This is a genomic window from Spirosoma fluviale (assembly GCF_900230225.1).
GTDB lineage: Bacteria > Bacteroidota > Bacteroidia > Cytophagales > Spirosomataceae > Spirosoma > Spirosoma fluviale.
In genome coordinates this window covers 415455-436412 of sequence record NZ_OCNH01000004.1, presented here as the reverse complement: position 1 = coordinate 436412, position 20958 = coordinate 415455, and the positions used below count along the sequence as shown (strand labels likewise).

Annotated in this window: 11 protein-coding genes; 7 read left to right on the top strand and 4 right to left on the bottom strand. The window is 50.9% G+C overall.

Features of this window, described 5'->3' with window-relative positions; genetic code table 11:
* The first annotated feature begins 28 nt into the window (after window positions 1–28).
* The 3 genes from CRO74_RS22955 (at window position 29) to CRO74_RS22945 (ending at window position 3297) form a co-directional block, all read left to right on the top strand.
* Window positions 29–1480 (top strand): BatD family protein, encoded by a 1452-nt coding sequence (locus CRO74_RS22955; protein ID WP_097129289.1) that lies wholly within the window; start codon window positions 29–31, stop codon window positions 1478–1480.
* 96 nt (window positions 1481–1576) lie between these two features.
* Window positions 1577–2656, top strand: coding sequence for a chorismate synthase (gene aroC, locus CRO74_RS22950; protein ID WP_097129287.1), 1080 nt, complete (start codon window positions 1577–1579; stop codon window positions 2654–2656).
* Window positions 2657–2724: 68 nt separating this feature from the next.
* The gene (locus tag CRO74_RS22945) at window positions 2725–3297 is read left to right on the top strand and encodes a Uma2 family endonuclease (RefSeq protein ID WP_097129286.1); all 573 of its coding nucleotides are present in this window, start codon (window positions 2725–2727) and stop codon (window positions 3295–3297) included.
* Window positions 3298–3336: 39 nt separating this feature from the next.
* Here the strand turns inward: CRO74_RS22945 and CRO74_RS22940 are convergent, their stop codons facing one another.
* The gene (locus CRO74_RS22940) at window positions 3337–3540 is read right to left on the bottom strand and encodes a hypothetical protein (RefSeq protein WP_097129284.1); all 204 of its coding nucleotides are present in this window, start codon (window positions 3538–3540) and stop codon (window positions 3337–3339) included.
* A 39-nt stretch (window positions 3541–3579) separates the two neighbouring features.
* Here CRO74_RS22940 and CRO74_RS22935 point away from each other — a divergent pair, with 39 nt between their 5' ends.
* Window positions 3580–4590 (top strand): FAD:protein FMN transferase, encoded by a 1011-nt coding sequence (locus tag CRO74_RS22935; protein ID WP_097129357.1) that lies wholly within the window; start codon window positions 3580–3582, stop codon window positions 4588–4590.
* Window positions 4591–4819: 229 nt separating this feature from the next.
* On the opposite strand, the gene CRO74_RS22930 is transcribed toward CRO74_RS22935, so the two are convergent.
* On the bottom strand, window positions 4820–6178 hold the full coding sequence (locus CRO74_RS22930) for a Gfo/Idh/MocA family protein (protein WP_097129282.1): 1359 nt from the start codon (window positions 6176–6178) through the stop codon (window positions 4820–4822).
* 217 nt (window positions 6179–6395) lie between these two features.
* On the opposite strand from CRO74_RS22930, the gene CRO74_RS22925 reads away from it, so the two are divergent.
* Both CRO74_RS22925 and CRO74_RS22920 read left to right on the top strand, forming a co-directional pair.
* Complete coding sequence (locus CRO74_RS22925; protein WP_245877960.1) at window positions 6396–9434, top strand: carboxypeptidase-like regulatory domain-containing protein; 3039 nt, start codon at window positions 6396–6398, stop codon at window positions 9432–9434.
* 168 nt (window positions 9435–9602) lie between these two features.
* Window positions 9603–10976 (top strand): APC family permease, encoded by a 1374-nt coding sequence (locus CRO74_RS22920; protein ID WP_097129279.1) that lies wholly within the window; start codon window positions 9603–9605, stop codon window positions 10974–10976.
* A gap of 96 nt (window positions 10977–11072) precedes the next feature.
* Here the strand turns inward: CRO74_RS22920 and CRO74_RS22915 are convergent, their stop codons facing one another.
* Together CRO74_RS22915 and CRO74_RS22910 are read right to left on the bottom strand one after the other, a co-directional pair.
* Window positions 11073–13547, bottom strand: coding sequence for a GEVED domain-containing protein (locus CRO74_RS22915; protein ID WP_245877959.1), 2475 nt, complete (start codon window positions 13545–13547; stop codon window positions 11073–11075).
* Window positions 13548–13836: 289 nt separating this feature from the next.
* Window positions 13837–16869: an FAD-binding and (Fe-S)-binding domain-containing protein gene (locus CRO74_RS22910; protein ID WP_097129275.1), complete on the bottom strand. Its 3033-nt coding sequence runs from the start codon at window positions 16867–16869 to the stop codon at window positions 13837–13839.
* 890 nt (window positions 16870–17759) lie between these two features.
* Between CRO74_RS22910 and CRO74_RS22905 the strand changes: the two genes are divergently transcribed.
* A complete protein-coding gene (locus tag CRO74_RS22905) occupies window positions 17760–20873 on the top strand; it encodes a SusC/RagA family TonB-linked outer membrane protein (protein WP_097129273.1) in 3114 nt (1037 codons plus the stop codon).
* Window positions 20874–20958: the final 85 nt, after the last annotated feature.

The following is a 20958-nucleotide window of genomic DNA, read 5'->3' as shown; positions in this document are numbered from 1 at the left end:
CTCATACTTTTGTTGTTCAAAAATAAGAATGTTCCTTGTAATATTCCGAAATATTCTTGTATTATTTTATTGTGTCCTAACCGTTGGTTTTGCACAATCTATTGACAATGTTGCTTCTATTGAACTGGGGGAAACCAGTTTTCCGATTGAACGGACTTTTACCATTTCGCTGATTATTCCGAACAGCGAAACCCGCGCTACCATTGCCTTTCCAGACATACCGGGCTTTATAAAAAGAGGTACCTCCACGAGCGTGACGCCCCTTGAAATAAATGGAAAGTCGGTTACCAGTCAGGTGATTACGCAGAATTATAAAGCACGTGCTCCCGGTCGTTTTCGGCTGATGCCCTTCTCCGTCGTTGTCAATGGTGAAACCATTCACTCCGATGGGGCCATGCTGACTGTATTGCCAACTCCAGGGCTGGCTGCCCCCGAAAGCGCCACAGCAAATACGGTCGACATAGCACCCAACGGAGCTGCATTCCTGTCTTTTCGGGCCTCAAAACCGTCACTTTATGCCGGGGATGGCGTTGCGCTGACTTTATCATTTTTCGTAGCTGACAACTACCCGTACGAACTCAGCTTTCAGGCCCTCGACAAGCAGCTTCAGGGCATTACCCGGAAAATCCGTCCGGCTAATTCCTGGGAAGAAAACGTGCCAATTAATGACCTGAAGCCTATTTCGGTTGTCATCAACAATAAGAAGTTTCGGGAGTATCGGCTCTTTGAGTCCGTCTTTTTTCCCTTGTCGAGTCAAACCATACGGTTGCCTGCGGTGTCGCTTCAGCTCAGCCGTCGGCCGGTTGTTGGCCCCCCGGCGTCGCAGCCCGAACTTGTTGGGTTCACCAGCCAGCCGCTCACGGTGACCGTCCGGCCGTTGCCTGTTCATCCGCTGCGGGGCCGTGTAGCCGTGGGGACATTTCAGTTGGAAGAAGGACTGGAGAAGAAAAATGTTGGGGTAGGTAAAAGCGTGCGGTATACGTTTTCCATTACCGGACGCGGCAATATTGCAACCCTGCCGGGGCCGTCAAGTCCGGATGACCGTACGGAATTAGATATATTTCCACCCGAAGAACGGCACACGGTAAACCACGCTGGCGACGAAATACGGGGCCGTAAAACGTTCACCTATTTCGTTGTCCCTCATCAAAATGGCACCGTTTCGTTGGCAAATCACTTTCAATGGATTTACTTCGACCCACAAAGAGCCCGCTATGATACCCTCAGGCCCCAGTTGGCGCTTCGGGTTGGCGGTACTGAAGAGGCTGTTGCCAATGCCGTCAGTATACCAACTGGCGAAGCGATTGCCAATGGCGAGGCTATTCCGGGTGCCCCGGTCGGCAATTCGCTGTATACCGGTATTGAATTGATGGACAGCAGCCAGCAACCCGTTAGTGTGTCTGCCTTGATTCGATCTGTGGCTAACGTATTAATTATGTTGATGTTAGTGGGGATGGTGTTTGTATTGATTAAGCGATAGCAGAAAAATAAAGGGAATGAGCTTAGGGGTTGTTCCCTTAACAGGTCAATATCCTGGAGTTAATTAAAAGCGGGGAGGCATTCCCCAGTCAGCAGCATGAGTAGCACATACGGAGTTCAGTTTAAGATTTCTACATTCGGTGAGTCGCACGGGCCAGCCATTGGCGTTGTGATTGATGGCTGTCCGGCGGGATTACCGTTCGATACCGATTTTATCCAGCACGAATTAGACCGGCGCAAACCCGGCCAGTCGCGTATTACCACCCAACGGCGCGAGGCCGACGAGTTTGAGGTGCTGTCGGGTGTGTTCGACGGCCACACGCAGGGAACGCCCATTGCGCTGGTTATCCGCAACACCGACCAGCGGAGCAAAGATTACGGCCATATTTCCGAACAGTTTCGTCCGTCGCACGCCGATTACACCTACCAGGCCAAATACGGCACCCGCGATTATCGGGGTGGCGGACGGTCGTCGGCGCGGGAAACGGCGGCTCGGGTAGCTGCCGGAGCCGTTGCTAAATTGCTCCTCGCCCAGCAGGGTGTTCAGATTCAGGCGTATGTGTCGCAGGTGGGCACACTCAAACTGGAGAAAAATTACACGGAGTTAAATCTGGCGCTGGCCGAAGAAAACGCCGTTCGCTGCCCCGACCCCGAAACGGCCGAGCAGATGTTTCAGTACATCGATGATATCCGGAAGCAGGGCGATTCCATTGGCGGTATTGTCGATTGCGTCATTACGGGTGCGCCCGCCGGTTGGGGGGAACCCGTTTTCGATAAACTCCACGCGGAGCTGGGTAAAGCCATGCTCAGCATCAACGCCGTAAAGGGCTTTGAGTACGGCAGCGGATTTGCGGGTGTCGCGCTGCGGGGTTCTCAGCACAATGATGAATTCTACACCGAGGAATCGGGGCGGGTGCGTACTAAAACCAATCAGTCGGGCGGTATCCAGGGCGGCATCAGCAACGGCGAAGATATTTACTTCCGAACGGCGTTTAAGCCGGTAGCTACCATCATGCAGGATCAGGATAGCGTGGATGTAAATGGCCAGCCGGTAACGGTGTCGGGCAAGGGGCGGCACGACCCCTGCGTGGTTCCGCGCGCTGTGCCCATTGTAGAAGCCATGGCCGCGCTGGTACTGGCCGATATGTACCTGCGCGGTAAAGTGGCTCAGGTGTAGCGATCAAAAAGAACATCGACAACTACTCTGGTCAAAATCAGTATCTTTGATAAACAGCAACACTCAACATGGAAACAACCGCAATGCCTTCACGCAGAAAACGCCCATCGGCTCCGCAGACGGTTGCTGAGTTTGAGAAATGGCTTTCGCGCAAAAAAACGGATGCAAACTACGAGTTTGTCCGGGGGCGAATCATCCGAAAGCCATCTATGAAACAGGAGGAGTTGTTTATTGCCCGGTTTTTAATGCGGGCATTTGCCAAAACACAATTGTACCAGCAAGGCGCCGAGATGTTATCGGAAGGAGATGCTTACATTGATACCTTCCGTAAGCGTATTCCTGACTTAGCTGTTTTTACAGATGAGCAAATCCGAGATGCAAAAACAGGTAAACGGTTTATGCCGCCACTTGCTATCGAGATTTTGTCCGACTCCGAATCGCAGAATGATGTGCTTGAAAAAGTACAGGATTACTTCGATGCGGGGGTTAAACTGGTGTGGTATATCGCCCCGAAACAACAAAAGATATATGCCTACACCTCACCCGATGATATAAAGGTTTATAAAGGTGAAGACGTCTGTTCGGCAGCACCCGTTGTGCCCGACTTCCAGTTTGTTATTCGGGACTTGTTCCAGTCTTAAGGAAACTGGCCCGCTGGTATGATCGTCATCATCAGCGGGCTACTTTTTCCTGAAAACCGCCTGCATGATGGCGAATCCCAGAAAACCGAAGCCAATGGCCTGCGCTGAAATGCCAATTGTCAGTAAAGTACCGGTGGAGGCCCATTGATGGCTTTTTCCGTAAGCACCCAGTAACGTCAGGGCCAGGCCCGATAGCCAGAATCCGGCGGCCAGCAGGATGTATTTATTTTTTATAGTAACCACGGGTAAGTCAATTTGGTCAGACTGCCCCGCAAAAATACGTTGAATACACGTTTATCTTTTCGCTTTCTACTCGGTATAATCCTGGTAACCTTCCTCCGGCCGTCCTGTGCGTTTGCTCAATCGGGTACAGCTCGCTTTATCTTTCGCCGGGGCCTGATGGGTACTCAGTTCAACGTCATTTTCTACGCCCCCGACAGCCTGACCGCACACCGGGTAAACACGGCTGTTTCGGCCCGGATGGACTCGCTGAACCAGATCATGAGCGATTACATGGACGGCTCCGAAATCAATCGGTTATCCCAAACGGCAGGTTCCGGTAAGTGGGTGCCCGTTTCGGTGGAGTTGTTCGAGGTTCTGCAGAAAGCGCAAACCATCGCCCGGCTTTCAAACGGGCGCTTCGACCCAACCGTTGGGCCATTGTCGCTACTCTGGCGACGGGCCGTTCGGCGGAAGGAGTTTCCAACGGATAAGGAACGGCGTCGGGCCAGACGGGCCGTGGGGTATAAACTCATGGAACTGGATAGTGCAACGCACTCCGTACGATTGCGCCGACCGGGTATGCGGCTGGACGTTGGTGGAATAGGGCAGGGGTTTGCCGTCGATGAAGCGCAGAAGGTTCTCCATCGGTATGGGATTCATTCGTCGCTGGTCGATATTGGCGGGGATATTCTGGCCGATGAGGCTCCTCCGGGCAGCCGGGGGTGGCGCGTTGAGATTGGTTCCGGCCAATCTGGCGATGCCGATACCAAAACGATCTTAATCCGAAAAGCTGCCATCACCACGTCCGGCGACACCTATCGCTTTCTGGAACACAAAGGCCGACGCTATTCACACATCATGAATCCGCGCTCGGGTTTGGGGTTGCGGCACTTCGTCCGGGCAACGGTGCTGGCTCCAGACGGCTACCGCGCCGACGCGCTCACCAAAGTATTCAGCGTGGCCGGCCTCACGAAAAGCCGCCGACTAATTAAGCGCTTTCCGGATGTGAAACTGCTCATTCTGGAGAATAAAAAAGGGCAGTTGAGAAAGTGGCAGTCGGCCGACTTTTAGAGAATCGCGAGTCGTAAATATGGTTTGACTCGTATCCGATACGGGCGGTGAGGCTGCATCTGAAGGGTTAAAACAAAAGGGCTAACAGCCCTAAAGCAGTTAACCCTTGTTTGTAGAGACGCAATACCTTGCGTCTCTGTTTCGATAAGAAAAGACGCAAGGTATTGCGTCTCTCTGTTTCGATAAAAAAAGACGCAAGGTATTGCGTCTCTACGCGTGCTGAATTTCCTTACACCGTCACTGTTTTACCGGGTACGGCAATCTGATACAATCCATTGGCATCGGGCAGGCTCTTGGGCATGGCATCCCAGGCGAGTGTTGCCGGGAACAGGTCGATTTGTGAGCTTAAGGCTTCGTCCCATTTCACCACTTTGCCGGAGTACGTAGCCATACGACCCATGATGGAGGTCATGGTACTTTTGGCAACGCGCTCGGCATCGGCAAATTTGTACTGGCCTTTGGCAATGGCGTCGAACAGTTCGTCGTGTTCGATCTGGTACGGGTTGCCATCTTCTTTCGCGTTGTGCGTGTACATCGCCTGGCCGCTGTAGCTCATCAGGGCGCTGCTTTTCTTCTCCATACCCTCAACCTTGCCTTTGGTACCGAGGAACATTTCGTCTACCCGGCTATAAGTACCTTCGTAGTGGCGGCACTGGCTGTTGATGGTTGTACCATCGGCATACACGAAATCGACAATGTGGTGGTCGAAGATTTCGCCGTAGTCTTTACCGTTTCTTACCTGACGGCCACCGGTACCCTGACAGGAAACGGGATAACTGTTTTTCACCCAGTTAGCTACGTCGATGTTATGAACGTGCTGCTCCGTGATATGGTCGCCACAGAGCCAGTTGAAGTAATACCAGTTGCGCATCTGGTAATCCATTTCTGTCTGGCCGGGTTTGCGGGGCTTCTGCCACACGCCACCACTTACCCAATAGACCGATCCGCCCACGATTTCGCCTAGTGCGCCATCGTGAATACGCTTGATCATATCGCGGTAGCTGGGCTGATAGCGACGCTGTAAACCAACGACTACGTTCAGTTTTTTCCGCTTGGCTTCCTCGGCAGCGGCCAGTACCCGTCGAACGCCCGGTGCATCGGTGGCTACGGGTTTCTCCATAAACACCTGCTTGTTCTGACGAACAGCTTCTTCAAAATGGCTTGGTCGGAAGCCTGGAGGAGTCGCCAGAATAACCACATCGGCCAGGGCCATCGCCTGTTTGTACGCGTCGAAACCTACAAATTTATGATCTTCGGGCACGTCTACTTTGGGCGTACCATCGGCAGCTTTCAAACCCCGTTCGGTCAGTGCTTTGTAGGCATCGTCCAGCCGATCCCGATAGGCATCGGCCAGGGCAACGATCTTAACGTTTTGCTTTGTGTTGAGTGCCTGTTGCGCGGCTCCTGTTCCACGGCCTCCGCATCCGATGAGCGCCACTTTAATGGTGTCATTCACAGAGAAGTGATAGCCTGGACCTTTGCTCATGGCCTGAGCCTGAAATGGTAAGCTACCCAGTAGAGCACTACCTGTTAATAAGCCGGAAGTTTTTAAAAAATTCCGGCGATCCTGGTTAGATTCCGTTGTCATACAGCAGAAAGATTATGAAGGGAAAATGGTCTGATTGTAAAGTAACTAGGGGTTGTGTTTTACTAACTGCATGTCCGTCAATAAACAAAGTCATGTATATAGAGTAGACAGACAATTAATAATTAAAAGAAAGATTTGTACAAAAAGAAGACTTATGCGTAAGTTTATAGCAAAGTAGCAAGCGTAAAAAAGACACGTAATTGACAAAAGGAAACCTATGAAACATTTTACTACTTATTTACTTCTATTAATGGGACTATTTTGCGTGTTGAGTTTCAACGCAGTAGCTCAAACGAAAGTAGCCGGAAAAGTAATTGCCGATGATAGAAAAGAAGAGTTGGCGGGCATAAGTATCGCTGTAAAAGGGAAGGTCATCGGCACCATTACCGACCAACAAGGAAATTTTTCCTTCACCACAAACACGCCAACACCGTTTACCATTGCCATCTCTGGTGTTGGTTTTGAGACGGAAGAATACGTCATTAATGGCAACCGAACAGACTTAAAGGTAAGTTTGAAGGAACAGGTCACCATTGGCCAGGAGGTAGTTGTATCGGCATCAAGGGTCGAAGAAAGCGTATTGAAATCGCCGGTATCCGTCGAGAAAATGGATATTCGGGCTATTCAGTCTACTCCGTCAGCTAACTTTTATGATGGATTGGCCAACGTAAAAGGGGTCGATGTGGCTACCCAGGGGATGTTGTTCAAGTCGATAAACCTACGGGGCTTTGGCGCAACGGGTAACCCGCGCACGGTTCAGTTGATCGATGGTATGGACAACTCGGCACCGGGCCTGAACTTCCCGGTCGACAATATCGTGGGTGTTCCGGAGCAGGACGTTGAAAGCGTGGAGATTTTGCCCGGTGCAGCTTCTGCTCTCTACGGCCCCAATGCCATTCAGGGATTGATTCTGATCAATAGCAAAAGTCCGTTCCTGTATCAGGGGTTGAGCGCCAACGTGAAAACAGGTTTTATGGATGCGTCGAATCGGACAACGTCCACGACGGGTTTTTACGATGCCTCAATTCGGTACGCCAAAGCGTTCAACAACAAGTTCGCTTTCAAGATGAACCTGTCTTACATAAAGGCGAAGGATTGGGAAGCAACGAATTATACGAACCTGAACGGTGGTGGAAGTTCTGATCCCAACCGGGGAGCGGGTACGGCTATCAACTACGATGGAGTGAACGTATATGGCGATGAAAACCAGCAAAACATGCGGACCGTGGGTCAGGCGTTGATTGGTGCGGGCCTTCTGCCGGCGGCTGCCTTAAACATATTGCCTAACGTTAACGTCAGCCGTACGGGTTACCCCGAAGCAAATCTGGTTGATTACAATACCAAAAGTTTTAAGTTCAACGGGGCGTTGCACTACCGGATTACGGATAAAATCGAAGCCATTGGCCAGTTGAATTACGGCACCGGAACAACCGTTTATACGGCCACCGGGCGGTATTCGTTACGGGATTTCAGCATAGCCCAGGCTAAACTCGAACTGCGTGGCGATAACTTTATGATACGTGCTTACACGACGCAGGAGCGTTCGGGTAAATCATTTACGGCGGGTTTGGCCAGCATTGGCTTTAATGAAGCCTGGAAACCAAGTGCTACCTGGTTTGGGCAGTACGTTGGGGCTTATGCCGCTGCTCGGGGAGCCGGTCAGACGGATGATGCGGCCCAGTTGGCTGCCCGTGGCGTAGCCGATCAGGGTCGCCCGATACCCGGTACCGAAGCCTATACGACTTTGTACAATAAATTAAACTCGACACCCATCAGCCAGGGGGGCGGAGCTTTCTCCGACAAATCGAACCTATACCACGTTGAAGGGTTGTACAACTTCAAGAATCAGATCAAATTTGCCGATGTACTGGTGGGAGCCAATTACCGGCAGTACCAGCTGGCTTCGGAGGGGACGCTCTTTGCAGACCAGGCTGCCGGCCGCAATGGCACTATTGGCATTACGGAGTTCGGTGGATTCTTACAGGCCAGCAAGTCGTTATTCAACGAACACCTGAAATTGACGGCTTCGACCCGCTACGACAAAAACCAGAATTTCGAGGGTCAGTTTACGCCCCGTGTATCGGCTGTGGCAACCTTCGGTGAACATAATATCCGGTTGTCGTACCAGACCGGTTTCCGTATTCCAACCACGCAAAACCAGTACATCGACCTAAAAACTCCACTAGCCCGCCTGATTGGTGGTTTACCTGAGTTTTCGGATCGCTACAATCTGGCTAACTCCTACTCGCGTACTGACGTAACCGCTATCGGTGCTGCTATCACAGCCAGTGCCTCCAATACGGCCGTGCAGCAGGCAGCGGTACAGCTCATTACGCAACAGGTGACTGCGCAGGTAACAGCCGCCGTTACTGCACAGGTGAATGCCGCTGTAGCCGCTGGGCAGATTCCGGCCAGCGCAGCCGCAGCCGCTATTCAGAACGGCGTTGCCACTACCTTGCCAACGGTACTGCCCGGCCAGATCGCTGCTAACATTAATAATGCCGTGACGGCCGTAGCCATTAACAGCAATATCGGTAACCTGAAACCCTACCAGCGTCAGGCATTCAAGCCAGAGCGGGTGGCCAGTTATGAAATTGGTTACCGGAGCGTACTTGGTAAGCGTCTGTTTATTGATGCTTATTATTACTACAGTGTTTATACAAACTTCATTGGAAGTGTTATTCTGCTTCAGCCGACGGCTCCCGTAGCTGCGGGGCTGCCGCTGGCATCTGGTGTGTTGAGTGGCGGTACGCGTAATGCGTATTCGATGCCTGCCAACAGCAGCGAAAAAATCAATACATCGGGTTGGGCACTGGGGCTGAATTACCAGTTGCCAAAGGGCTATGGTATATCCGGTAATCTGGCTAACAATAAGCTCAATAACTTTACGCCCACGGCGGAGTTACAGACGTCGGGATTCAACACGCCGGAATATCGCTGGAACTTAGGCTTTAGCAAACGGCCTATGGCCAGCTCGAATATTGGCTTTGCTGTTGCCTTTAAACATCAGGATTCGTTTACCTGGGAGGGTTTTGCGGTACCTACCGAACTGGTTCCGAATTTGTACGAGAAAACAATTGTACCGGCTATCAGCAATTTCGATGCGCAGGTTAACTACAAGGTATCGAGCCTTAAGTCGATTGTGAAAGTGGGTGCAACCAACCTGTTCGGGAAGCCTTACTTCCAGGCGTATGGTAGTTCGTACGTTGGGTCGACCTATTACATCAGCCTGACGTTCGATCAACTGATGAACTAAGTCAGTACGTTACATTATCTGATTCCCCGTGAGTCGTATCGAGGTCAACGCCCGGTACATTCACGGGGAATCTTTTGTTTTGGTAGATCATACGTCTCTCGAACTTTTAAAGAAGTTCTAGCCTTTCTTAAGCGAATACCTGTTTTTAGCCCTGTAGCCAGTACGCTATTGAGTAACGCACCCTCCACCGATCAACCTTCCGATGCTGCATCGGCTGCTTTACCCCGTCGGCTTACCCTTCTGCAAGGGACGGCCCTCAATATGATCGACATGGTGGGCATTGGCCCCTTTGTTGTGTTGCCGCTGGTGATTAAAACCCTGGGTGGCCCGCTTTTTTTGTGGGCCTGGGTATTAGGGGCGTTCGTCTCTCTGATCGATGCGTTTGTCTGGGCGGAGCTGGGCGCTTCTTTCCCGCAGGCGGGTGGCAGCTATAACTTTCTGAAGATTTCTTACGGCGAACGAAAATGGGGCCGGTTGCTCTCCTTTCTGTACGTCTGGCAAACGCTTATTCAGGCCCCGCTGGTTATGGCATCCGGGGCTATTGGCTTTGCACAGTATGCGTCTTACCTGATGCCCCTCGAAGACTGGCAACGAAAAGCCGTTTCCGGCGGGGTCGTGCTGGTAATCATCGTGCTATTGTACCGGAAAATCGACTCGATTGGTAAAATAGGTCTGGTAATGTGGGGGGCTGTTCTGGTAACCCTCGGCTGGATCATCATTGGCGGGTTGAGCAACCAACGAATTCCACTGGCCGAAACATTTGAGTCCATTGGCTCCGTAAGCGGTGGTTTGCTGGCCGCTGGTCTGGGACAGGCATCGGTCAAAACCATCTACTGTTACCTGGGGTATTATAACGTTTGCCATCTGGGGGGCGAAATTCAGCGGCCCACCCGCAACATTCCGGCCAGCATGTTCATCTCAATTTTTGGGATTGCGGCTTTGTACTTGTTGATGAACCTGAGCGTGGTAAGCGTGGTGCCCTGGAAAGTTGCTCAGAACAGTGAGTTCATCGTTAGTACTTTCGTAGAAACGCTGTATGGTCCTCAGGCGGCCCGACTGGCAACGGTACTTGTCTTGCTGGTGGCCTTCTCGTCGTTATTTGCGGTCTTGCTGGGCTACTCGCGGGTGCCTTATGCTGCCGCTGCCGATGGTCAGTTTTTTCGGATTTTTGCCCGATTGCACCCCACCCGACAGTTTCCGTATATCTCGCTCCTTTTCCTGGGAGGGCTGGGGTTTGTCTTTAGCTTATTGTTTCGATTAGGCGATGTCATCACGGCTATTCTGGCCATGCGGATTGTAGTGCAATTTGTTGGCCAGGCTATTGGGCTGATGTTGCTTCACCGCAGGCGGGCAGCCTCGGAGTTTCCCTTTCGGATGCCACTTTATCCGTTGCCGGTAATCTTGGTCATTGGCATATGGCTGTTCATCTTCTTCTCAACCGGAACAAAGTTCATGCTTTCCGGACTGACCGTCATTGGCCTGGGAATTATCGCCTTTCTGGTATCGGCTGGAGTCCGTAAACAGTGGCCGTTTGAGAAGTAGAGTTTGGTTAGTGGTTAATGGTCAGTGCGTTATTGGTTACTAGTAACGTCTTATATAAAAGCCAATAACGCACTGACCATTAACCACCCCACCAAATCAGCGTACTTTTAAATCGACCCAGGCTACATCATCTTCTCCGTTCAGGTTGTTGGCGGTTGGTGTCGACGATCCCGGTTTGGAATCGGGGTCCTGATTGTCGACAGACCATACTTGCGCTACGTTAGTCAGGTATCCGGACAGGATAGGTTTTCCGGTAAACGTCAGTTGAGCCGACGCTCCTTTGGCCAGTGAGGCAATTGTGCCCTGAATAATTGTATAACTTCCGGTTGAACTCACAACGGTCACTCCCGCTGGCAAGGGCGTTAATGTCAATCCTCTCACGGTGTCGCGCACAACGATGTTTGTTGCTGTCAGGCCACCCGCATTGCTGACCATGATGGTGAAAGTGACATTCTGGCCAGGTGCGGGGGTTCGTTGATCGACGCTCATGGCGAGCGATAAATCCGCTTTTGCCGGGTCGGGTGTGGGTTGGCCTGATAACACCGGTGGTAATGGCGTTTGGTTTGGATTGGGTGATGTATATACGGTGCTAGCCGATGTTGTCCGTACATCCACGGTGGCGGCATCGTCCTGGCCATCGCCTGTACCCGAGCCGGGCTGGCTATCGGGGTCTGGCTCGTTACTGGCCATTATTTGAGCCGCATTAACAAATGTACCCTCCTGCCCCGTTTTTAGTCGATAAACGAATGATGCTGATGTGCCGCTTACAAGTGATAAATTACTAACGCCCACAGCTGTACCTGAACTGACAACACTGGCATCTCCACTAACAAAGCTCATATTAGCTGGCAGGGCGTTTTGCCAACTGATGCCTGTTGCGTCGCTGGGTCCTGCGTTCCGAAGCGTGAGAGAGTAACTTACCGGTTGGTTGATAAGTAGCTTTCTGTTACTGATTTGTAAGGATAAGCTAAGGTCGGTAGAACGAGCCGTGCTTATTACGTAATCTTCCGTTTCGCCATAGGGATAGGTGCCGCATGGGTCATTCTGAAAAGCGTTATACAATACCGCAACCCGAAGCGTAAGCGTACCCGCCGTCAGGTTGGCGGGTAAGGCAAGGGTACCCGAAAAAGAAGTGAATATAAGAGCGGGTGTTTGGTACATAAGCTCGCCCAGGCTGGTTTCGAAGACACCATTCCGGTTTAAGTCGGCCCAGATCGTCACACTCTGCGGGTCTCCGTTCGACAGCAGTTGGCCTGATACTGGATACGACTTCCCGGCAACCAGCGTTGTCGATAGTGCGCTAGACAGACTATATCCATTGGGCGAGCAGCCCGAATTCTGACTCAGAAAATTATTGTTTAACGAAAAGCTTGCCAGTCCATCGGCAAAGTTGCAGGAATAGGCATACGTTGGCCGACAGGCACCTGATCGGATACCAATGATTTGGCTGACCCCGGATGTGGTTGAATTGGATGGTCGAATGCGGTAGTAATAAAGGGTTGCAGCAGCTGTCTTTGTATCTGTAAATGTGGTTGTGTTCGGCCCTACGCCCCCAATGGGTAAAAAACCTGATGCCGCCGACAGAGAGCGCTCAATGAAATACCCCATTTCGTTATTGGCGTTATCCTGCCAGGTTAGTGTAACATTCCCTGTAGCAACTGATGCGGCCAGATTGGTCGGCTGTGGAACTGCCGTAGGCGGGCAATCCAGTGAATAGGCTGTATGCGTCTGACGCAGGGCTAATCCTGCCTGTATCCGATCGTACTGACCCGGCGTGAAATCATGGGTACACGGGAAATAGTACGACATGATATTGCTTATAGAGGGCGTGTAGGGCAGACCATTGGCATCGCGGGCGGTACTGGCCGGATCGTATTGTGGGCAGCCGTTCACAGTCGTAAGGGTAGCGCCTGGCTTATTATACGGATCAGCGGGCGTATCGCAGATGTAGTCGCCCTCTGTTGTACAGTTGGCTCCGGTTCCTCGTGTAACCAGCTCAAGCGTCGTTCCCGATCCTAAGGTTCCGTTTCCGGGTACCTGACCAAATGTGTGAACAAGGTTGAAATTATGCCCTAACTCATGAGGAAGCAGGCGATTTCCCAGGTCGTCTTCATTCCAGGATTCATTCAAAATGAAAGAGCGGGTGGAGAATAAACCATTCGCCGGGTAATAAGCGTAACCTCCGGCACCCGATGCAAATGAGTTGACGTAATACTGATTCATCGCATTAGTCACGTCATGGCCCTGCGTTACTGCATTTTCATCACTGAAACTGTTGTATTGCGTGTCATTATCGACATAGTCGGGAGAAGTTCCACAGAAATAAAACTGGATACCAAAACCACTTTGAAGGTAGTAGCTATTGGTAATGGCAATGACCTTGTTAATACTTGCCAGCGACATACCACCGCTGCCATCGCTTCTACGAAGGATGTGCGGTCGAATAGGTACGTAGGTTATAGACGTGAACACCGCATTCGATGCCCGTTTTGCGGCTAGTGCCTGCGACGCCTGGCTATTCAATTCCTTTCGTTGCGCTTCTGTCAGATCGGAGGTAGCACAGAGAGGCAAGGGATTAGTTGGACGGTCCGTGCGCTGGGCTAATAATACTACTGGTAATAAAACCACTAAAATTAATAATAGTACAAGTTTTCTCATATAAACACCTGTGGTATACTTTTTCTAACAAAGAACGTGCCTTATGTGTATACATATTAGCATACAGTATAGAATTTATTTCGCAACTATATACAAAAAACGGCCTGATAGCGCTGTTATCAGGCCGTTTACTTCTCAATAAACGTGTTCCTTCAGAAGGCTACCTTATAGTATATCCTTATAGTATATCCTTAGAAAAAGCTTATAACAGTGCATCGAATAAGATTTCGGCCGGGTGTTGGGCTATTCGATTTGTCCCATCCTTAATCTGGTGACGGCAGGATGTGCCGGGGGCCGCAATAATCACGCCATCGGGTTGCTGCCGAACTGTGGGGAAAAGAACGAGTTCGCCAACTTTCATCGACACCTCATAGTGCTCTGCCTCATACCCGAAGGAACCGGCCATGCCGCAACAGCCTGACGGAATCAACTGCACGGTATAGTTTTTGGGCAATGACAACGCCTTTTTGCCCGGCACCAGCGATGATACCGCTTTCTGCTGGCAGTGGCCGTGCAGTTTAATGAGCCGTGTTTCGGTTGTGAACTGATCCGATTTGATACGTCCGGCATCCATTTCACGGGCGAGAAATTCTTCAAAGGTCAGCGCATGTTCGGCAATGCGTTTCGCGTCGGCCATGAGCGACTCATCCACCAGATCAGGATACTCGTCGCGGAAAGTCAAAATGGCGGAAGGTTCCAGACCTACCAAAGGCGTTTCGGCACTAACAATGTCTTTAAGCAGACGAACATTTTTCTCGGCCAGCGTTTTCGCATAATTCAGCATTCCTTTCGACAAGGCTGCCCGTCCGCTTTCGCCATGCTCGGGAATAACGACCTTGTAGCCAAGCTTCTCAAACAATTGAACTGCCTTCTGCCCAACCTCCACATCATTGAAATTGGTAAATTCATCGCAAAAAAGGAGGAGCGAGGAGTTAGGAGCGGGAAGTGAGGAGCCATCCGGGCGCAATCCAGTACTGCCGGATGGCTCCTCACTCCCGGAACGCCGGCCGCTCGCTCCTAACTTCTCGCTCCTTAAAGAAACCCACTTCTTCAACGTCGTCTTCCCCATTTTGGGCATGGTCCGGTCGGGGTGGAAGCCAACGAGCCGGTTGGCTATACGGCGGAGGGCCGGGGTGCCCAGTACGCCATTCCAAGCCCAGGGGACAAGGGCTGCAATACTGGACAGACGGGCAAAATTAGCAATCAATCTTGAACGTATAGGAATACCGTTCGAGTCGTAATAATGTTGGAGAAACTCGGCTTTTAGCTTGGCAACGTCAACGTTGGATGGGCACTCGTTTTTACATCCTTTGCACGAAAGGCAAAGGTCATAAGTTGCTTTTATTTCTTCGTGATCGAACCGGTTCTCTTTGGGCGAGCGCGTCAGCATTTCGCGCAGAATGTTGGCCCGCGCTCGGGTTGTATCTTTTTCGTCGCGGGTGGCCATGTAACTTGGGCACATGGTGCCGCCCGAAGCCTCTGTTTTGCGGCAATCGCCGGAGCCGTTACATTGCTCGGCGTGCTGAAGAACATTCTGATCTTTATATCGGAAGTACGTCTTGAAATTGGGGGTCTGCTGCCCGGCTTCGTAGCGTAGAAACGTATCCATAGGGGGCGTTTCCACAATTTTGCCGGGGTTGAAAATGCCGTTAGGGTCCCAGGTGTGCTTGATTTGCCGCATCAGTTCGTAGTTGTGAGGCCCCACCATCTGCGGAATAAACTCACCCCGGAGCCGCCCATCGCCATGCTCACCCGATAGTGAACCGTCGTATTTTTTGACGAGTGTGGCAATCTCTTCGGCAATCATCCGGTATTGCCGGTGGCCTTCTTCCGTTTTAAGGTTAATGATTGGCCGCAAGTGCAACTCTCCGGAACCCGCATGGGCATAGTGGACCGAGTGCATGTTATGCTTCGTCAGAATCTCGTTGAAATCACGGATATAGTCGGGCAGGTCGTTGACATCTACGGCAGTATCCTCGATTACAGCCACCGCTTTCTCGTCGCCGGGGAGGTTACCCAATAAGCCCAGCCCCGCCTTGCGAAGCGTCCATATTTTTTTGGAGTCGTCGCCGAACAGCAACGGATAATGGTAGCCCATACCGGCAGCCTGCATTTCGGCGATCATCTCAGCCGCGAGCTGCTCAATTTCGGCGCGGGTATCGCGGGAAAGGTCAACGACCAGAATGATCGGGAAGTGATCCGTCGGCGTTTTCTGGACAAAAAAGCTGTTTTTACGCTGTTCCGGGTTCGTGTCGGCCCGTTCAAGAATAATATCGTCGATTAGTTCAACGGCATACGGCTTGTACTTGAGCGCCACCAGCGTAGCGCGCAACGACTCATCGATTGAATGGCAATGCACGCACACTAGCCCATTTTCTTTAGGCGGCAGTGGCACAATGTTCAGTTTGATCTCGGTCAGAAAGCAAAGCGTGCCTTCTGAACCGGCAATGAACTTGGCCATGTTGAACGGCTCGCCTTCCGAAGTAAATGGCTGCATGTCGAGTAGCGCATCCAGTGCGTAACCCGTGTTGCGTCGCTCGATAGACTTCTTCGGAAAATTCCGGCGGATTTCTTCCTGATTAGCCGGGTCCGACAGGATGGAGTTTGTTTTTAGCAGAATGGTATCGGCAAGGGTGGCTGAGCCATTTTTGCGACTTGCTTCACCTACTTGTTTGGTAAAATCCCAGCCGTTTATGGGGCCAAACTCGGCTTCGGACCCATCGGCCAGCAGCGCTTTCACCGATAGTGTATGCTCTCTTGTAGCCCGGTACACCACCGAATTGGAACCACAGGAGTTATTACCCACCATGCCACCAATCATAGCCCGATTGGCAGTGGACGTCTCGGGGCCGAAATAGAGCCCATACGGCTTCAGAAACTGGTTTAACTCATCCCGAATAACACCCGGCTGAACGCGTACCCACCGCTCTTCGGGGTTGATTTCCAGTATTTTAGTGAAATGCTTCGATACATCGACGACAATGCCGCTTCCCACCACCTGACCGGCCAAGGATGTGCCGCCGGTTCGGGGAATCAGGGATGTTTTATGTTCTTTGGCAAAGACAATCAGGGTCTTAAGGTCCTCGATTGTTTTAGGAATGGCCACGGCTGTTGGCATTTCCCGGTACGCAGAAGCGTCCGTCGCGTACAGCGTTCGGTAGGTTGTATCGGTAAAAAGATCGCCTTCCAGGCGGACTTTCAAATCATCAAACGGAAGAAAAGCAGGTATAGACATGATTGGCAAGCAGGCAAGAATCGGACAGTAAAGATAGCGAAAGTAGCCGATACACGTTCAGCTAATACCCATGTGTTGTGTGCTTGACTATCCGCACAAACAGGTGCTATTCTTCTGTTTAAGTGTTTTTTATGTTTTTATAAACACTTCTTCATTTAACAGGCTGTCATGGCCTATTTGTTTCCTTTCATCATCGGGAAAACGGGCATAAAATAAATTTAATAGGGCTATACGATCAAAAAACGAAGCAAATTTTCAGAAATAACTCTTCTCACGTACTCTTGAGTATAACTACTTGTTAAACAAAACCTGTCATTAAGTATAATGATGTTATACTAATTTTTTGTTTTTTCAACCGACATGCCTATCACAATTTTTAATTAAGAATAACGGGCTTTTAACAGTATAAAAATTTTTGAAATGGTGCCAATTTCCTTTAGTCGTTGAAAAGTTAAGTAGAAATATAGGCTTAGTTATAAATACAGGTCTGAGCTGACGGACTACTTACAGATGAACGGAGTGTCATTGAAATGGGAAAATTTATAAAGTACGTTAATCTATATATCTGTTTATGAGAAACATTATGCTATAGTGTAATTAAAATATATAATTATAATACAATTTACTTTCTTTCTTTTTAAGAAATTTTATGATACAATTTTGACCTGAATTACCCTGATTTTAACCTAAAGCCATTTGTATTTTTATTTTAACATGATGTAATTCGCCAACTGGTTTGATTTTAGTACTATAATTTCTCATCAGATTAATACAGTTGGAGATGAATATGACTGGGTCAATTCAGCTCCAAATGGGTACGACCTTGAGGAAAAAAATAGACCCAAAATGCGGCCAGGGATCTATAAAAAATTCATTTTTACTGTAAACCTATGATGAATAAATCCTACAAAATTAACCGATCCGGTGACAACGTAGGTCAGGTTGGTGCTCGCCAACCCCAGTCAATCAAACAGAATGCTTTTTCGGGCATACTGTCGATGCTGGTGATGGTCTTGTTGTTGAGTCAGTCAACAGCTTGGGCACAGGAGCGCACCGTGACGGGGAAAGTAACCGACCCCACCGGTGCCGTTTTGCCGGGTGTTAGTATTCAGGTGAAAGGAACGCAGCGCGGTACGAATACAAACGGCGAGGGCGTGTATACGATCACCAACGTGCCGGATAATGCCACGCTTGTATTAAGCTTTATTGGGTACACAACGCAGGAGGTAGCCGTAGGTAATCGAACGACCGTTGATGTTCAACTGGCCGACGACACAAAAGCCCTTCAGGAAGTAGTGGTGGTTGGGTATGGTACACAACGGGCAAAAGACGTTACCGGATCGGTAGCTACCTTGGGACCGAAAGATTTCAACAAGGGGGTAATTGCTTCGCCGGAGCAACTTTTGCAGGGCCGTGTGGCAGGTGTGCAGATTACACCAGCCAGTGGTGAGCCGGGTGCTGCCAACAACATTCAGATTCGAGGTGCCGTTTCGCTGCGCGGAGGTAATACGCCGTTGTACGTAATTGATGGAGTGCCGCTCGATGGCGGTGACTTTAGCAGTGGTACGCCGGATTTTGGTACAGGTTCTACCACTGCCCGTAACCCGCTGTCGTTCCTGAACCCAAGCGATATCGAGAACATTTCGGTGTTGAAAGATGCCTCTGCTGCGGCTATTTACGGCGCACGGGGTGCCAACGGTGTGGTACTGATTACGACCCGGAAAGGTCGTGCCGGTGCTCCGCAGTTCAACTTCTCTGCGTCGGGAGCGGTTTCCTCGTCGTTGAAACGGTACGACCTTCTATCGGCTACCGATTTTCTGGCGGGTGTGCAGGCCGCCGGTGGCGATCCAACCCTGTCGACGGTAAATGCCGGTGCCAATACCAACTGGCAGAATGAGATTTTGCGCACCAGCGTTTCGCAGATTTACAACGCCAGCTTTGGCGGTGGTACGAACGATACGCGGTACCTGTTTTCGCTGGGTTACCAGGATCAGCAGGGCTTGGTGAAAGGCACGGGTCAGCAACGGGTTACGGGGCGTATCAACGCGTCGCAGGATCTGTTCAATAAAAAGCTGACGCTGGCGGTTAATGCCACGACCTCGTCGGTAACGGACCAGTACGCCATGACGGGCAACCAGGCCGGTGCGCTGGGTAACCTCTTTGGTGCCATGATTGGTGCTAACCCAACCTATCCGGTGTTCAGCAACACGAGCGACACGGCGTCGTACTATCAACTGGCGGGTGGTTCGTACCGAAATCCGCGCGCCATGCTCGATTATTATCACGACCGGGGCGTAACCAACCGGACACTGGCGAACATCAGCGCTACCTGGAATATCCTCGCGGGCCTGTCGCTGAAAGCAAATTTCGGTATTGATAACTCAACGTCCACCCGCTCAACATCCATCGATTCGCGTCTGAATGGTCAGTTTACCGTACCCTTGGGCTCGGTGACTAACCAGGTGTACGCCGATCCAACAACGGGTCTGGGCGGAGCGGCTTATATCAATTCGCTGAACCGTTTATCGAAACTGGTTGAGTATACGGCCAACTACAACCGCGACCTTGGCCCCGGTAAACTGGAGGCTGTAGCCGGGTTTGCGTATCAGACATTTGGTACCCGAACCAGTTATGTAGCGGCTAGCCGTTTCCCATTCGATGAGTCGGAGATTTCGTACACGGATAACATCGGGGCGGCCAACACCCTAACCGGAACGGCCATTGGGGGCGGTTCGTCACGCGCTCAGAATGACCTACAGTCGTTTTTCGGCAGAGCCAATTACAACTTCAAAGAGAAGTATCTTCTGACGGCAACTGTGCGGGTGGATGGCTCATCGCGCTTTGGGGTGAACAACAAGTATGGTACATTCCCATCGGTAGCGGGTGCGTGGCGGATATCGCAGGAAAGCTTTATCCCGAAAAATATTTTCGATGACCTCAAAATTCGGGCAAACTACGGTATCGTGGGTAACCAGGATTTCACGGGTGGTGCTTCGAAAATTATCTATACCTACAATAGCTCCGGTTCGCAGATTCAGCAGAACAACCCTAACCCGGACCTGAAGTGGGAGCAAAACACGACAACCGGTGCGGGGATTGACTTTAGTGTTCTGAAAGGCCAGCTATCCGGTTCGATCGACTATTATCACCGCGCGGGTACTAACACACTGCTTCAGGTATTCTATGCCCAGCCTGCTCCGGTAAACTACAAATGGATCAACCTGCCCGGCCAGATTGTGAGCCAGGGAATTGAGCTGAACCTGATTTATCAGGTCTTCCAAAAGCCGCAGTTTGGCTGGGAAGCGGTATTCAACCTGACTACGCTCGATATCAAGGCGCAGGGTATTGGTACGGATCAGGCTGTGGGTGCCATCAGCGGTCAGGGTCTTTCGGGTGCTTATGCTGAACGGATCACCAGTGGGTATCCCCCATTTGCCTTCTTCATTCCCAAGTTTACCGGTTTCGATGCTAACGGGTATTCTACCTATGCAGATGACGGCCGGTCGACGTATCAGGGCAGCCCATTTGCCAAGTTGCGGCTGGGTCTGACCAACAACTTTACGTTTGGAGCCTGGACGGCGAGCCTGTTCGTTAATGGTCAGTTTGGCGGTAAGATCTACAATAACACGGCCAATGCCCTGTTTGCGAAAGGTGCGCTCAAAAATGCCCGTAACGTAACCTATGACGTAGCGAACAGCAATGAAAACGGCTTGAATCCGGCATCGGTATCGACCCGCTTCCTGGAGAAAAGTGATTATGTGCGGATTACCAACCTGACCATTTCGCGCCGGTTCGATCTGCCGGAAGGTGGGTTTGCCAAGTCGCTATCGCTGTCGCTCACGGGTCAGAATCTGTTCATTTTCACGGGCTATACCGGCCTGAATCCGGATGTGAACACGGTTACGTTCAACGGAAATGGAAACGGAATTCCATCGCTGGGTATCGACTATACGCCGTATCCAACGCCCCGCACGGTGACCTTAGGCTTAAATGTTGGGTTCTAATCAACCATCAGAGGTCTTCGGCCGTGTTTATGCAGTTTCGGATACAAACACGGCCGAAGACAAAAGACCACTTACAATTTCAACG